This is a genomic window from Burkholderia sp. RF7-non_BP4, assembly GCF_001521935.1.
GTDB lineage: Bacteria > Pseudomonadota > Gammaproteobacteria > Burkholderiales > Burkholderiaceae > Burkholderia > Burkholderia diffusa.
In genome coordinates this window covers 277,843-291,849 of sequence record NZ_LOTA01000010.1, presented here as the reverse complement: position 1 = coordinate 291,849, position 14,007 = coordinate 277,843, and the positions used below count along the sequence as shown (strand labels likewise).

Annotated in this window: 14 protein-coding genes; 6 read left to right on the top strand and 8 right to left on the bottom strand. The window is 68.8% G+C overall.

Annotated features, from left to right (window positions below):
* Nucleotides 1-93 precede the first annotated feature (93 nt).
* From WS49_RS05110 to WS49_RS05100, 3 genes are all read left to right on the top strand, one after another.
* Nucleotides 94-1,281 carry a porin gene (locus WS49_RS05110; RefSeq protein ID WP_059525055.1) on the top strand — a complete coding sequence of 396 codons (1,188 nt, stop codon included), beginning with the start codon at nucleotides 94-96 and terminating at the stop codon, nucleotides 1,279-1,281.
* A gap of 283 nt (nucleotides 1,282-1,564) precedes the next feature.
* Nucleotides 1,565-3,586, top strand: a complete 2,022-nt coding sequence (locus WS49_RS05105; protein ID WP_059525053.1) for a BCCT family transporter — start codon at nucleotides 1,565-1,567, stop codon at nucleotides 3,584-3,586.
* Between the two features lie 58 nt (nucleotides 3,587-3,644).
* Nucleotides 3,645-3,956, top strand: a complete 312-nt coding sequence (locus WS49_RS05100; protein WP_059525050.1) for a hypothetical protein — start codon at nucleotides 3,645-3,647, stop codon at nucleotides 3,954-3,956.
* A 90-nt stretch (nucleotides 3,957-4,046) separates the two neighbouring features.
* On the opposite strand, the gene WS49_RS05095 is transcribed toward WS49_RS05100, so the two are convergent.
* Entirely contained in the window at nucleotides 4,047-4,895 is an 849-nt protein-coding gene (locus WS49_RS05095; RefSeq protein WP_059525047.1) for a class I SAM-dependent methyltransferase, read from the bottom strand.
* 182 nt (nucleotides 4,896-5,077) lie between these two features.
* Between WS49_RS05095 and WS49_RS05090 the strand changes: the two genes are divergently transcribed.
* The 3 genes from WS49_RS05090 (at nucleotide 5,078) to WS49_RS05080 (ending at nucleotide 8,414) form a co-directional block, all read left to right on the top strand.
* Nucleotides 5,078-6,541 carry a metallophosphoesterase family protein gene (locus tag WS49_RS05090; protein WP_059525045.1) on the top strand — a complete coding sequence of 488 codons (1,464 nt, stop codon included), beginning with the start codon at nucleotides 5,078-5,080 and terminating at the stop codon, nucleotides 6,539-6,541.
* 170 nt (nucleotides 6,542-6,711) lie between these two features.
* On the top strand, nucleotides 6,712-8,040 hold the full coding sequence (locus WS49_RS05085) for a cytochrome-c peroxidase (RefSeq protein ID WP_059525676.1): 1,329 nt from the start codon (nucleotides 6,712-6,714) through the stop codon (nucleotides 8,038-8,040).
* Nucleotides 8,041-8,138: 98 nt separating this feature from the next.
* On the top strand, nucleotides 8,139-8,414 hold the full coding sequence (locus WS49_RS05080) for a hypothetical protein (RefSeq protein ID WP_059525043.1): 276 nt from the start codon (nucleotides 8,139-8,141) through the stop codon (nucleotides 8,412-8,414).
* A 195-nt stretch (nucleotides 8,415-8,609) separates the two neighbouring features.
* Here WS49_RS05080 and WS49_RS05075 read toward each other — a convergent pair whose 3' ends face one another.
* From WS49_RS05075 to WS49_RS05045, 7 genes are all read right to left on the bottom strand, one after another.
* Nucleotides 8,610-9,032: a DUF6691 family protein gene (locus tag WS49_RS05075; RefSeq protein WP_059525041.1), complete on the bottom strand. Its 423-nt coding sequence runs from the start codon at nucleotides 9,030-9,032 to the stop codon at nucleotides 8,610-8,612.
* Between the two features lies 1 nt (nucleotide 9,033).
* Complete coding sequence (locus WS49_RS05070) at nucleotides 9,034-9,468, bottom strand: YeeE/YedE family protein (RefSeq protein WP_059525039.1); 435 nt, start codon at nucleotides 9,466-9,468, stop codon at nucleotides 9,034-9,036.
* A complete protein-coding gene (locus WS49_RS05065) occupies nucleotides 9,458-9,808 on the bottom strand; it encodes an ArsR/SmtB family transcription factor (protein ID WP_059525037.1) in 351 nt (116 codons plus the stop codon). The genes WS49_RS05070 and WS49_RS05065 overlap by 11 nt, the downstream gene beginning before the upstream one ends.
* A 120-nt stretch (nucleotides 9,809-9,928) precedes the next feature.
* Entirely contained in the window at nucleotides 9,929-11,290 is a 1,362-nt protein-coding gene (locus WS49_RS05060) for an MFS transporter (protein WP_059525035.1), read from the bottom strand.
* A gap of 76 nt (nucleotides 11,291-11,366) precedes the next feature.
* Entirely contained in the window at nucleotides 11,367-12,575 is a 1,209-nt protein-coding gene (locus WS49_RS05055; protein WP_059525033.1) for a 3-hydroxybenzoate 6-monooxygenase, read from the bottom strand.
* Between the two features lie 19 nt (nucleotides 12,576-12,594).
* The gene (gene maiA / locus WS49_RS05050; RefSeq protein WP_059525031.1) at nucleotides 12,595-13,236 is read right to left on the bottom strand and encodes a maleylacetoacetate isomerase; all 642 of its coding nucleotides are present in this window, start codon (nucleotides 13,234-13,236) and stop codon (nucleotides 12,595-12,597) included.
* A 34-nt stretch (nucleotides 13,237-13,270) separates the two neighbouring features.
* Nucleotides 13,271-13,969 (bottom strand): fumarylacetoacetate hydrolase family protein, encoded by a 699-nt coding sequence (locus WS49_RS05045; protein ID WP_059525029.1) that lies wholly within the window; start codon nucleotides 13,967-13,969, stop codon nucleotides 13,271-13,273.
* Nucleotides 13,970-14,007 lie beyond the last annotated feature (38 nt).

The following is a 14,007-nucleotide window of genomic DNA, read 5'->3' as shown; positions in this document are numbered from 1 at the left end:
CCTCGGATCGGGCGGGCCGCGCACACGGCCCGCCCTCCACCAAAGAGGAGGCCGATCAGCCTCCCGCCCCTTGAAGAGACTTGGAGATCGTCAATGAAAGCATCGCACAACTACTCTGCAATCCTGATTTTATCGGCCGCGTCGCTCGGCGCTTCCGCCGCCCATGCGCAGAGCAGCGTGACGCTGTACGGCGTGGTCGACGATTCGCTCGCGTACGTGAACAACCAGCAAGGCCACTCGAACGTGTACATGCGCGACGGCAACCTGTATGCGTCGAAGTTCGGGCTGCGCGGCGACGAGGATCTCGGCGGCGGCACGCACGCGATCTTCGACCTGCAATCCGGCTTCAACCTGAACACCGGTGCGCAGGCCGCCGCCGGCACGATCTTCAACCGCCAGGCGTTCGTCGGGCTGCGCAACGATCATTACGGCACGGTGACGGCCGGCCGCCAGTACACGCCGTACTTCCTGCTGGTCGGCCCGTACGCGGCGAGCAGCTGGCTGACCGGCGCGACGGGCGCGCATCCGGGCGACATCGACGGGCTCGACACGACGATCCGCGTCAACAATTCCGTCACCTATACGTCGCCGACCTTGTCCGGGCTGACCGCGAGCGCGATGTATGCGTTCGGCGGCATCGCCGGCGCGACCGGCAAGGGCAACACGTTCAGCGCCGCGCTGCGCTATGCGAACGGGCCGGTCGGGATCGCGGCCGGTTACCTGCGCATCAACAGCTCGGGTTCGTCGGCGGGCTTCCTGAATCCGGCGACCGCCGCGTCGGGCAGCTTCGCGGTGTCCGTGCTGAACCAGGGCTACCTGACCGCGAAGGCCGTCGAGCAGGTCGCGGCGGCCGGCAACTACACGCTCGGCAACCTGACGATGGGCCTCAACTACTCGAACGTGAAGTATCTGCCCGGCAACGGCTCCGCATTCACGGACACGGCCGTGTTCAACACCTACGGCGCGCTCGCCGCGTATCGCTTCACGCCGACGTTCTCGGTGGCCGGCGCGTTCGCGTACACGCTCGCGTCGAAGGCGAACGGCGTGTCGGACGCGGCCCGTTACCAGCAGTATTCGCTGAAGGAGTCGTACAGCCTGTCGAAGCGCACGACGCTGTATGCGCTGCAGGCATACACGCATTCGAGCGGACGGACGCTCGGCGCGCTGGGCGCCGGCCATATCGTCGACGCGGCGCCGATCGTCGGCGATTCGCAGCAGCTCACGCCGTCGACGACGCACGGCCAGTTCGTCGGCATGGCCGGGATCGCCGTGACGTTCTGAACCCGTACGGCCGTGCCTCCGTTGCTTGCGCCCCGGACGATCCGGCATCGTCCGGGGCGCCGGTTTGACGTTCGTGATCCACCTCTTTCGTACGCAACGCGCAGCGTGCGGGTTTTCGCGATCGCCCCGATACCTTACAATTCGTCAGGCTTTCCCTGCTGCATATCCCTTCTTGCAGTCCTGACACCGCGGTACACTCGACGCACGCCGTATCAGGGTCCGACGCGCGACACGCGCGCCGGGCGGCGTCGCGCCTCGTTGCGCCCACAACTGGATGCCAGCCATGCCAGATTCCCGTTCCTCGCCCCGCACGACATTCAAGCCGCAGGTCGTGCTGCCCGCGCTCGCGGTCATCGGTGCACTGCTCGTCGTGTGCGCGCTGCACCCGACCGAAGCAGGCGCGCTCTTCTCCTCCGGCCAGCAATGGGTCGTCGCGCGCTTCGACTGGTTCTACGTGCTCGCCGTCACCACGTTCCTCGTGTTTCTCGTGCTGATCGCGGCGAGCGACTTCGGCAACATCCGGCTCGGCCCCGACGACGCCGAGCCCGAATTCAGCTTCCTGTCGTGGACGGCCATGCTGTTCGCGGCGGGCATGGGCATCGGCCTCATGTACTTCGGCGTCGGCGAGCCGATGCAGCACTTCCTGAAGCCGCCGACCGTGGACCCCGGCACGCCGGCCGCCGCGCGCGAGGCGATGCTGATGACCTTCTTCCACTGGGGCTTCCATGCGTGGGCGATCTACGGGCTGATGGGGCTCGTGCTCGCATACTTCGGATTCCGCTACAACCTGCCGCTGACGCTGCGCTCCGGGCTGTATCCGGTGCTGCGCGAGCGCGTGAACGGCTGGATCGGCCACACCGTCGACGCGTTCGCGCTGGTCGGCACGGTCGCGGGCATCGCGACGACGCTCGGCTACGGCGTGATGCAGTTGAGCGCGGGCCTGCATACGGTCGCCGGCTGGGATACGAGCGGCAACGCGTTCCGCATCGGGCTCGTCGTGATCGTCGTGATCCTGGCCGGCGCATCGGCCGCGAGCGGTCTCGACAAGGGCGTGCGGCGGCTGTCCGAGCTGAACCTGCTGCTGGCGTTCCTGTTGCTCGCGTTCGTGGTCGTCGCGGGCCCGACGTCGTTCCTGCTGCGCGCGCTCGGCGACAACATCGGCCAGTACCTGTCGAATCTCGTCGACCTGTCGTTCCGCACCTATGCGTACGCGCCGCCGCGCGAGGAAGGCTGGTTCGGCGGCTGGACGATCCTCTACTGGGCATGGTGGGTGTCGTGGTCGCCGTTCGTCGGCATGTTCATCGCGCGCATCTCGCGCGGCCGTACGATCCGCCAGTTCGTGATCGGCGTGTTGCTCGTGCCGACCGCATTCAACCTCGTGTGGATGACCGTGTTCGGCAACAGCGCGATCTGGCTCGACACGCACGGCGCGGCCGGCGCGCTCGCGCAGACGGCCGGCAGTGTCGACGCGTTGCTGTTCCGTTTCTTCGATTTCCTGCCGCTGCCGCAGTTGCTGTCGATCGTCGCGATCGTGCTGATCGCGGTGTTCTTCGTCACGTCCGCCGATTCCGGCGCATTCGTGATCGACCAGATCGCGACGCGCGGCGCCGCGCATTCGCCGGTCTGGCAGCGGCTGTTCTGGGCTGCGCTGCTGGGCGTGACGGCGGCCGTGCTGCTGGTCGCGGGCGGGCTCGGCGCGCTGCAGGCGATGACGTTGATCGCCGCATTGCCGGTCGCCTTGATCATGCTCGCGCTGTGTTACGGGCTGTGGCGCGGGCTCGCGGCCGATCGCGCGCACTATTCGCAGGACGTCGCGCCCGCGACGAGCTTCTGGACCGGCCAGCACTGGCGCCATCGGTTGACGCATATCCTGCGGCAGACGACCGAGTCCGACGCGCGCCAGTTCGTCGCGGAAACCGTCGAGCCCGCGCTGCGCAAAGTCGCCGACGAGCTGCGTTCGGGCGGCGTCGACGCACACGTGCAGCGCGACAGCGACGATGCGGTGCGGCTGACCGTGCCGACCGCGGAACACCGCGATTTCGTCTACGGCGCGCGCGTGACGGCGAAATCCGCGGCAGCCTTCCTGGTACGCGAAGCGGCCGAGCCGGAAGCCGAGCGTCCGCACGTGTACGGCATCGTCACGTTCTTCGAGGACGGCCGGCTCGGCTACGACGTCGAATATCTGCGCGGCGACGAACTGATCGCCGATGTCCTGCGTCAATACGAACGCTACGTCTCGCTCGCGGCCGACCAGCGTACGCATCTGCTGAGCCGCGCGCCGGGACACGCAACGGAGGCCGAATGAACCCGACCGCTGCGTTCCTCTCGTCGAGCCGACGCGCGGCGCCCGACGGAGCCGTGCCATGAGCGGCCTCCTGAACGATCGCACCGGCGACTTCATCGCGCTCGCGACGCTCGCGGTGCTTTACCTCGGCGGCGTCGGCCTCGCGCTTTGGCGAATCCGCACCGCCGCCGCGCGCGGCAAGGTTTACTGGATCGTCTGCATCGCGCTGCTCGCCGGCGGCGCGATCGCGATCACCGCCAACCTGTCGCCCATGCCGAACAGCGGCGAGATGCCGCCCGGTTTCGCACTCGGCGTCGAGGCGGTGCTGCTCGGGCTCGCGCTCGTGGCGGCAGGCTGCGCCTGGCTGATATTGCGGGCGAGGCGCGACTGACACCCGCCTTTTGCACGGCGCGGCAGCCCTTTCACGCATGAACGGCAGCACACATGCCGAACAACGGGCTGCCGCCGTTTTCCTGATGCATCATGCGGACGGCGCCCGCGCGGTGACGAGCCAGCACGCCGCGTCGAAGCGCACGTCTTCGCCCTCCACGTAGCGCTCGAACGCAGGGCGAATCGTATCGATCACGCGCCGGCGCGTCGCGTCGTCCACCTGACGAAGCGCGAGCCCGACCGGTCCGAGTCGCGCGATGTAGTCGTCCAGCGCGGACGCCGGCAACGCGCACGCGATATCGATCGGCTCGATCGCGATGTCGGCCCAGCCGCTGTCCGACAAGACCGACGCGATCCGTTGCCGGTCGCCGAACGCGAATTGTCCCGGTGCCCCCGGCAGCCGCGCAGGCAGGGCCGGCAGCAATGGCGCCGCGACACGTTCGGCCGTCGTCATGAACGGATTGTCGGCGGCGCCGCGCCATGCAACGAATCGCAGTCGCGCGTTCGGGCGCGCCGCGTGCCGCAGGTTCGCGAAGGCCTGCACCGGATCGTCGAAGAACATCACGCCGAAGCGCGACACGATCAGGTCGAACTTCCCCGGCGCGAACGCATGCGTCTGCGCATCGGCATGCACGAAGTCGGCGTCAACGCCCTCGCGTTCGGCGCGCGCCCGTGCGGCGGCAAGCATCTGTACCGAAATATCCAGGCCCGTACAGCGCGCGTGCGCGCCAAGGCGCCGTGCGATCGCGAGCGTCACCGCGCCGGTGCCGCAGCCGACGTCGAGCACGCTGCTCGCGGACGCCGCCACCGCCCCATCCGCGAGCAATGCCTCGAACGGCTCGAACATCCGATCGAGCGAGCGCTGCGCGTCGACCCATGCCAGCCCCGACGGGCCGTTCCACAGCGCAGACTGCGCTTCGTTTGTCCGGTTTCCTTCCATCGTCGATTCTCCTTTTGTCCGCATCGTTGACCGTGATCCGGACTATGCTGCTTCAAGCCGGCTTGAGGTCAAGGCCGCGAACGCGGCACGACTCGCGCGCCGTGTCGGCCGTCGTACCCCTGGCCTTCACATTTCTTACATTCGCGTTCCGTATCGTTGACGGCTTTCCTACGGTGCCTCCCATGCGACGACTCCTCTCCCGCGCGCTGTTCGTGCGCTGCGCTCCGCTTGTTGCCCTCGCGGCGCTGTCCGCGTGTTCGAATCACATCGATACGCCCGCCGACCCGGCCAGTGCCGCGATCAACGTTCAGGCGGCGTGGGTCGAGATCGGCGATGCGAACCAGGCGATCGCGCGCGTCGTCACGAACTACAGCCCTGCGTCCGCGAGCGATCCGCTTTGTCCGCAGCTGTCCGTCGACGGCAAGCTGTCGCGCATGACGCTGCGCGCCGGCGCCGCGACCGTCGCGCAACGGCCGACGGCGAGCGCCCCGGCCGACTCGAAACCGTCGAGCTTCCCGGTGTCGGTCTGCGAAGCGACGCTGCCGGCCGATGCCCAGACGGCGAGCGTCGCGGGCCGCGCGCTGCCGCTGCCGAAGACGCAGCCGCAGCGCATCGCGATCATTGCCGACACCGGCTGCCGGATGAAGAAGGCCGACAACGCATGGCAGGCGTGCAACGACGCGACGGTCTGGCCGTTCGACACGATCGCGGCGAGCGTCGCGAAGCTGTCGCCGGACCTCGTGCTGCACGTCGGCGACTATCACTACCGCGAAAACGCGTGCCCGCCCGACATCGCCGGCTGCAAGGACAGCCCGTGGGGCTACGGCTGGGATGCGTGGCAGGCCGATCTGTTCCGCCCGGCCGCGCCGCTGTTCGCGAAGGCGCCGTGGGTCGTCGTGCGCGGCAACCACGAGGAATGCGCGCGGGCCGGCCAGGGCTGGTACCGCTTCCTCGATCCGCATCCGTATTCGGCGGCCCGTTCGTGCGACGATCCGGCCAACGACGACGACGCGAACTACTCGGACCCCTACGCGGTGTCGCTCGGCGGCGGCACGCAAGTGATCGTGTTCGACACCGCGAAGGTCGGCCGCAATCCGCTGAAGACGACCGACGCGCAGTTCCGCATCTACCAGAAGCAGTTCCAGACGGTCGCGGCGCTCGCGTCGAAAGCCGGCATGTCGACGACGATCTTCACGAACCACCATCCGATCCTCGCGTTCGCGCCGATCGCCGGCAGCACGCCCGCGCCGGGCAACCTCGCGCTGCAGTCGGTGATGGCGAGCCTGAACGCGCAGGCGTACTACCCGCCCGGCATCCACGTCGCGCTGCACGGGCACGTGCACGACTTCCAGGCGATCAACTTCTCGTCCGGGCATCCGGCGACGATCGTGTCCGGCAACGGCGGCGACAACCTCGACGTCGCGCTGCCCGATCCATTCCCGGCCGGCCTGACGCCCGCGCCGGGCGCCGTGATCGAGCGGCTGTCGCACAACAACAGCTTCGGTTTCCTGATCATGGAGCGACGCGCGGCGCCGGCGACGGGCTGGGTGTTCCATGCATATTCGGCGGCAGGCAAGCTGCTCGCGTCGTGCGACCAGTCGGGCAACACGCTCGCATGCGACAAGACGGGGTTCATCGCGCCGTGAGTGACGCAGTTCGATCGAGTGACGATTTGATGGATTCGACGGGCCGCCGGCGACGGATGGCCGGCTCGCGGAGGCGGACGGTTTCGTCGGTGACCGCTGCCGAGCATTGGGAGTCCGGTTCGGTTCCGGTCCCCGGCAGCGGATGGACGGTACGCGCACTTGCCGCCGCCCTGCTCGCCGGCACGGCGTTCGCGGCCCATGCCGCGCCGCCCGAGACGATGCTGCTCCCCGGCGCGCCGCCGTCGCGCGTCGTCGGCACGATCGGCAACGGCACGCCGCAGGTGACCGACAAGGTCGACGCGGCGGCCGCCCGTTTCGCGCCGGACCCGACGCTCGTCGCGCTGGGCCGCCGGATCTTCTTCGATCCGCGGCTGTCCGAGCCGCGCGGCATGTCGTGCGCGGGCTGCCACGATCCGGGGCGCGCGTTCGCGCCGACATTGTCCGCCGCTTCGCTCGCGGGGCCGGGCGTGCCGGAAGGCAGCCGCCACGGACGCTTCAGCCTGCGCAACGCGCCGTCGCTGCTCTACGTGCGCTACGTGCCGCGCCGCCACTTCTATCAGGACGACGACGCCCCCGCGCCGTCGCCGTTCGGCGGCCTCTTCAGCGACGGCCGCGCGGACACGCTCGCCGAACAAATCCGCGGGCCGCTGTTCGATCCGAACGAGATGAACAACCGATCGCCGGCCGCGCTGCTGCGCAAGGTCGACCGCACCGATCTGGCGGACGATCTCGCCGCGCGCTTCGGCGCATCGGTGCGGCGCGACCCCGAGCAACTGGTGCGCGCGCTGGGCTCGGCCGTCGAGGCCTATCTGCAGAGCGACGACATGGCGCCGTTCACGTCGCGCTTCGACGCGTATCTGCGCACGCGCAAGCCGCTCGCGCCGGCCGAGATGCGCGGCCTGACGCTGTTCCGCAATCCCGACAAGGGCAACTGCATGAGTTGCCATACGCTGTCGGAGACGTCGAGCCGGCCGGAGCGCTCGCTCTTCACCGATTTCGGCTACGACGCGATCGCGGTGCCGCGCAACCGCGCGCTGCCCGCGAACCGCGATCCGCGCCATTTCGACAACGGCCTGTGCGACACGGCCACACGGCTGCGCTGGCCCGAGCCGACGCAATGGTGCGGCTACCTGCGCACGCCGGGGCTGCGCAACGTCGCGGTCAAGCAGACGTTCATGCACAACGGCGTGTTCACGACGCTGCGCGACGCGGTCGCGTTCTACAACACGCGCTCGACCGAGCCGGGCCACTGGTATCACGGCGCCAGGACCTTCGACGACGTGCCGGCCGCCTATCGCGACAACATCAACGTCAATTCGACGCCGATGAACCGCCGGCCGGGCACGCCGCCCGCGCTGACCGACGCGGAAATCGACGACATCGTCGCGTTCCTCGGCACGCTGACCGACGCGCGCTACGCGAACCTCGTCCCGCCCGCCGCGCCTGACGCCCGGATGACCGGATCGCCGGGCGCCCGCCCACCTGCGCCGGTGCGCTGAACCCTGGCCGAACGGCCAGGCGCATGCGCGCCCGCTTGCGGCCGCCTCATATACTGGTTATATTTACAGTACTGTATTTATGAACAGTGAGGTGCGCGATGGAACATCTGGTCCGTATCGTCAACGACACCGATCGCCAAGTGCTGGCATGGCTGCGTGCGCAGGTCGGCGACGCCCGCGTCGAGCGCGCGGCGCGCCAGCTCGGGCATACACGCAAGCCCTTCCCGTCGGCGGTATGCCGGTATCTGGGCATGAGCGCGCCGGCCACGCTGCGCCGGGCCGAGCGGCCGCGTGCCGCACGCGACTTCTCGGTCGGCGATCGCTACCTGTCGCTGATCCGTCAGCATCTCGCCGCGCATGCGGTCAGCCGATGAAATCGCCGAAATCGTATCGTCGGCGCATCGCCGCGCGGCGGCCGTCCGGGGTGAACGCGGCGTGCCGGCCGGAAAATGGCGCGCGATCGCATCGATCGTCACATCGCGCTGCACGCGCAGTTGCTCGCGAAACCGGTGCAGGTGGCGATCGAACGCGCCCGAGCCGACGAATTCGGCCGCAGCAACGTCACCCAGCTACCGCCCCTTCCGCGCGCGCTCGATCCACTCGAACAACGCCATCCCGATCAGCATCGCGACGACGAACGCGATGCCCTTGGCCGACCCGAGTCCGATCGACACGATCGCCGGCCCCGGGCAGAACCCGGCAAGCCCCCAGCCGATGCCGAACACGGCACTCCCTGCGACGAGGCGCACGGTAATCGTCCGCACGGCCGGCCACTGGATCGGCAGGCCGAGCAACGACCGCGTCCGACGCCTCGCCCAGGCGAACGCGAACACGGCAACGCCGATCGCGCCGGCCATCACGAACGCGAGCGACGGGTCCCAGCGGCCTGCCAGGTCGAGAAAGCCGAGCACCTTCTGCGGGTTGGCCATCCCCGACACGATGAGGCCGGCGCCGAACAGCAGCCCCGCCAGAAACGCGAATCCTGCCTGCATGTCAGCCTCCGATCACGTGCCGTCGCACGAATACGGTCGCAAATCCCGCGACCATGAACACCGTCGTCGCGACGATCGATCGCGCCGCACCGCGCGACAGCCCGCAAACGCCGTGACCGCTCGTGCATCCGCCCGCATAGCGCGTACCGATCCCGACCAGCAGGCCGGCCGCCAGCAACTCGCCCCAGCCCGCATCGACCTGCGGCGCCGCAGCGACACCGGCGATACGCATCATCAGCGGCGCGGCAATCAGCCCGGCGACGAATGCGGCGCGCCAGTCGCGCTCGGCGGCACCAGCCGTGAACAAGCCGCCGACGATGCCGCTGATCCCGGCGAGCCGCCCGTTGAACGCAACGAGCCACGCGGCCGCGAGCCCGATCAGCACACCGCCTGCCAGCGACAGCCACGGCGTGAAATGAAGCACATCAAGCTGCATGGCGGGTCCCCTTTGCGGCCGTGCCGCAGAACTGTTCGTACAGCACGCCCATCACCGCGATCACGGCCGGGCTGTCGAGCGAATAGTGGATGTTCTTGCCTTCACGGCGCGTGCGGACCAATGCGTTGTCCCGCAACACGCCGAGCTGTTGCGACAGCGTCGGCTGGCGGATGTCCAGCCGCGCCTCGAGATCGCTCACGCAGCGTTCGCCCTGCGACAGCTCGCAGAGCAGCAGCAACCGGTCGGGATTGGACAGCACCTTGAGCAGCGCGCATGCCGATTCGGCGGCGGCGCGCATCTGGTCGGGCTCGGGCAGCCCGGTGGAAGGGTCGGCGTTCATGAGGGGGGACGGCAAACGATTAAGGAATCTACATTATATACATTTATATAATGTAGATTCCTGCTTTCGTTCGGTGCCGTCGGAAGACGGCGCCATCGGCAATGATCGCCCCTGCCTCCGCTACGCCTGCTCGCCGGCAATCGCCTCGGCCGCCACCGCGCGCTTCGCGCCGGCACGCACCGCGCCAAGCACCAGCACCGCGCCCCCGGCAATTACGCACGGCGCCGCGACGAATACGAACGCGGTCGACAACGGCAGCCCCATCGCGAGCATCGCGCCGCCCGCCATCGAGCCGACGACGGACCCGCCGCGGCCGATCCCGTTCGCCCAGCTCACGCCCGTGGTTCGGCATTCGGTCGGATAGAACGCGGCCGACAGCGCGTTCGCGCCGACCTGCGAGCCGGACACGCAGAAGCCGGCCGCGAACACGGCCAGTGCCGCGCCCGTCGGCGACGCGGCCAGCACCCCGATCGCCGCGACGAACACGCCCGCCGCCGCATAGCTGCACGCGAGCACGCGATGCGGATCGAAGCGGTCCATCAGCCAGCCGAGCACGATCGCGCCGAGCGTGCCGCCGACCTGGAACATCGCGGTCACGCGCGCGGCCGTCTGCAGCGTCGCGCCGGTCGTGCGCAACAACGTCGGCAGCCAGCTCGACAGCAGGTAGATGACGAGCAGGCTCATGAAGAACGTCAGCCACAGCAGCAGCGTGCCGCGCAGCAGGTCGGCAGCGAACAGGCGGCCGAGCGGCGACCCGACCGGCTTGCCGCGCGGCGCGACGAACGACGCGTGCGCGAGATCCGGGTCCGGTGCGATACGCGCGAGCATCGCCGCGATCCGCTCGCGCGATGCGCCGGTGTTGACGAGGTAGCGCACCGATTCCGGCAATCGCCACGCCAGCACCGGCAGGAGCAGCAGCGGCGCGGCCCCGCCGACGACGAGCACCGCGCGCCAGCCGTCGCGTTCGATCAGCGACGCGGCCGCGAGCCCGCCGAGCGCCGAGCCGATCGTGAAGCCGCAGAACATCGTCGTGACGAGCAGCGAGCGCCGCCGCGCGGGGCAATACTCGGACGTCAGCGTGATCGCGTTCGGCATCGCGCCGCCGAGCCCGAGGCCCGTCACGAAGCGCCACGCGATCAGTTCGGTCAAGCCGCCCGCAGTCGCCGACGCCGCACTCGCGATGCCGAAGCACGCGACACAGGCGAGCAGCAGGCGCTTGCGGCCGAACCGGTCGCCGAACGGCCCGAACACGAGCGCGCCGGCCATCAGCCCGGCGAGCCCCGCGCCGAATACCGGCGCGAGCTGCGCGGGCGACAGCCCCCATTCCGCGCGAATGACGGGAGCGATGAATCCGATCGATGCCGTGTCGAAACCGTCGATCGCGACGATCAGGAAGCACAGCACGACGATCGCGGCCTGAAACGGCGCAACGCGATGCCGGTCGATCCATGCGCTGACGTCGATGGACAGCGTATCGGCCATGATGATGTCTCCTCCATGAAGGCGGTCGCGCGCGATGTCGTTGGAACGCGCGCCGCCGGATTCGGGCTGAAGCGCGTCAGTCGACGGTCTTCAGGCAATCCTCCGCGCGCCAGCCGTGCAGCCAGTCGAGCGCGTCGTAGAACTGCGCCTGCGTGCGTCCGACCCACAGCGCGTTGCGCACCTGCCGCTCGACGCCCTTCGCGTGATAGATCCGCCCCATCTCGCGCGCCGAATACAGCACGCGCGCGGTGCGCGGAATCCGCACGCGTTCGTACAGCGCGAACGCAGCCTCGAAGTCACCGTCGGTCCGCGCGACGGCCGCGCCGAGCGTCACCGCATCTTCGAGCGCCTGGCACGCGCCCTGCGCGAGGTATTGCGTCATCGGGTGGGCGGCGTCGCCGAGCACCGTCGCGCGGCCCGCGCTCCAGCGCTCGACCGGGTCGCGATCGGCGGTCGCCCAGCGCTTCCACGACGTCGGCCGGTCGAGCATCTGTTTCGGCAGCGGATGAATGCCGTCGAAGTACGACAGCACTTCCTCCTTGCTGCCGTCGCGCACGCCCCAGGTTTCCTGCTCGCGGCTGTGAAACGTGACGACGAGGTTGTATTGCCGTCCGCCGCGCAGCGGATAGTGGACGAGATGGCAATGCGGGCCGGCCCACACGACCGGCGCATTGATCTGCAGGTTCTTCGGCATGTTGTCGACGTCGACGACCGCGCGGTACACGACGTGCCCCGTCACGCGATGCGCATCGCCGATCAGCGCCTGCCGGATCGCCGACTTCACGCCGTCGCAGCCGATTACCGCGTCGGCGCGATAACGTTCGCCGTGCTGATCGATCGCGGTCACGCCGTTGCCGTCCTGCTCGAACCCGCACACTTGCGTGCTGGTCCGGAATTCGATCAGCGGATGATCCTTGACCGCCTCGTAGATCGACAGATGGATGTCCGCGCGATGGATCACCGCATACGGGTTGCCGAAGCGTTCGCGATACGCGGCGCCCGTATCGATGCACGCGACTTCCCGCGCATCGACCGCATCCATCAGCTGCAGCCGGTCGGTGAACACCGCGCGGCCGCGCGCGGCCTCGCCGACGCCCAGCGCGTCGAGCGCATTGAACGCGTTCGCGGCGAGCTGGATGCCCGCGCCGATCTCGCCGATTTGCGCGGCCTGTTCGAGCAGCTTCACGCGAATGCCCTGGCGCGCAAGCGCCAGCGCCGTCGCGAGCCCGCCGATGCCGCCGCCGATCACGAGTACGCGTCGGCCTGTATTGTTTGTCTCGCCCATGTCCGTCTCCTCCTTCGTGTTACGCGACGTAGTCCGGTTGCCGCTGCGGCTGCGCCGCCTCGAACGCCGGCTCGCGTCGCGCGTGTTCATGAATCGCGAGGCTGCGCGGATATGCGCTCAGGTCGCAATCCATCCGCAACGCGTTCGCGACCTGCGGCACGAGGCACACGTCGGCGAGCGTCGGCGCCTCGCCGAAACACCACGGGCCCGTATCCGCGCGCGCGAGCAGACGCTCAACACCGGCCATGCCTTCCGCGATCCAGTGCCGGTACCACGCACTCTTCTGCTGCGGCGTGACCTGCAGTTCGCTGTCGAGGTAGCGCAGCACGCGCAGGTTGTTGACCGGATGGATGTCGCACGCGATCAGCGTCGCGAGTTCCAGCACGCGTGCGCGCTGCCGCGGTTCCAGCGGAATCAGCCGCGGCGCCGGATGAATCTGGTCGAGGTAATCGATGATCGCGAGCGACTGGCCGAGACGGAAATCGCCATCGACCAGCGCCGGCACCGACGCCGACGGATTCACCCGCGCGACGTAGCCGGCCTCGCGGTGTTCGCCCGTGCGGATGTTCACGGGCAGCGTATCGAACGGCAGCCCTTTCAGCGCGAGCGCGATGCGCACCCGATAGGATGTCGAACTGTTGAAGAAGCTATGCAGTTGCACGATGTGACCTTTCGAGGAAATCGAGGAACGCGCGTCAGACCACGCGCACGGCCAGTTCGCCGAGACGCTCGACGCCGACCTTCATCACGTCGCCCTTGACCACCGCGCCGACACCTTCCGGCGTGCCGGTGAAGATCACGTCGCCCGGTTCGAGGCGGAAGAACTTCGACAGGTCGGCCACCGTTTCCGCGACCGACCAGATCAGGTGCGACACGTCGCTCTTCTGCTTCGTCGCGCCGTTGACGGTCAGCCACAGGCCGGCCTGCTCGACATGACCGACCTCGCTCGCCGGATGCACCGGGCCGATCGGCGCGGAACGGTCGAACGCCTTGCCGATTTCCCACGGCCGGCCCATCTCGCGCATCTTCATCTGCAAGTCGCGGCGCGTCATGTCGAGTCCGACGGCATAACCCCACACGTGCTCGAGCGCGCGCTCGAGCGGAATGTCGGAACCGCCCTTGCCGATCACCGCGACGAGTTCGGCTTCGTAGTGATAGTTCTGCGTCTGCGACGGATACGCCAGATCGAGCGTTTCTCCGTAGGCGACCGGCACGATCGAGTCGGCCGGCTTGCAGAAGAAGAACGGCGGTTCGCGATCGGGATCGAAGCCCATCTCGCGCGCATGGGCCGCGTAGTTGCGGCCGACGCAGTACACGCGACGAACCGCAAAGCGGGCGTCGCTGCCGGCGACGGGAAGCGCCACCGGCGCTTCGGGCGGGAAAACGTAAGTCATGAACGGCTCCAGCACAGGCATGAAGGAAGGAACGCGCG

Bases quoted from the DNA above. Each gene is read 5' to 3' on its own strand.
- WS49_RS05110 (WP_059525055.1), top strand. From the start codon at position 94: ATGAAAGCATCGCACAACTACTCTGCAATCCTGATTTTATCGGCCGCG.
- WS49_RS05105 (WP_059525053.1), top strand. From the start codon at position 1,565: ATGCCAGATTCCCGTTCCTCGCCCCGCACGACATTCAAGCCGCAGGTC.
- WS49_RS05100 (WP_059525050.1), top strand. From the start codon at position 3,645: ATGAGCGGCCTCCTGAACGATCGCACCGGCGACTTCATCGCGCTCGCG.
- WS49_RS05095 (WP_059525047.1), bottom strand. From the start codon at position 4,895: ATGGAAGGAAACCGGACAAACGAAGCGCAGTCTGCGCTGTGGAACGGC.
- WS49_RS05090 (WP_059525045.1), top strand. From the start codon at position 5,078: ATGCGACGACTCCTCTCCCGCGCGCTGTTCGTGCGCTGCGCTCCGCTT.
- WS49_RS05080 (WP_059525043.1), top strand. From the start codon at position 8,139: ATGGAACATCTGGTCCGTATCGTCAACGACACCGATCGCCAAGTGCTG.
- WS49_RS05075 (WP_059525041.1), bottom strand. From the start codon at position 9,032: ATGCAGGCAGGATTCGCGTTTCTGGCGGGGCTGCTGTTCGGCGCCGGC.
- WS49_RS05070 (WP_059525039.1), bottom strand. From the start codon at position 9,468: ATGCAGCTTGATGTGCTTCATTTCACGCCGTGGCTGTCGCTGGCAGGC.
- WS49_RS05065 (WP_059525037.1), bottom strand. From the start codon at position 9,808: ATGAACGCCGACCCTTCCACCGGGCTGCCCGAGCCCGACCAGATGCGC.
- WS49_RS05060 (WP_059525035.1), bottom strand. From the start codon at position 11,290: ATGGCCGATACGCTGTCCATCGACGTCAGCGCATGGATCGACCGGCAT.
- WS49_RS05055 (WP_059525033.1), bottom strand. From the start codon at position 12,575: ATGGGCGAGACAAACAATACAGGCCGACGCGTACTCGTGATCGGCGGC.
- WS49_RS05045 (WP_059525029.1), bottom strand. From the start codon at position 13,969: ATGACTTACGTTTTCCCGCCCGAAGCGCCGGTGGCGCTTCCCGTCGCC.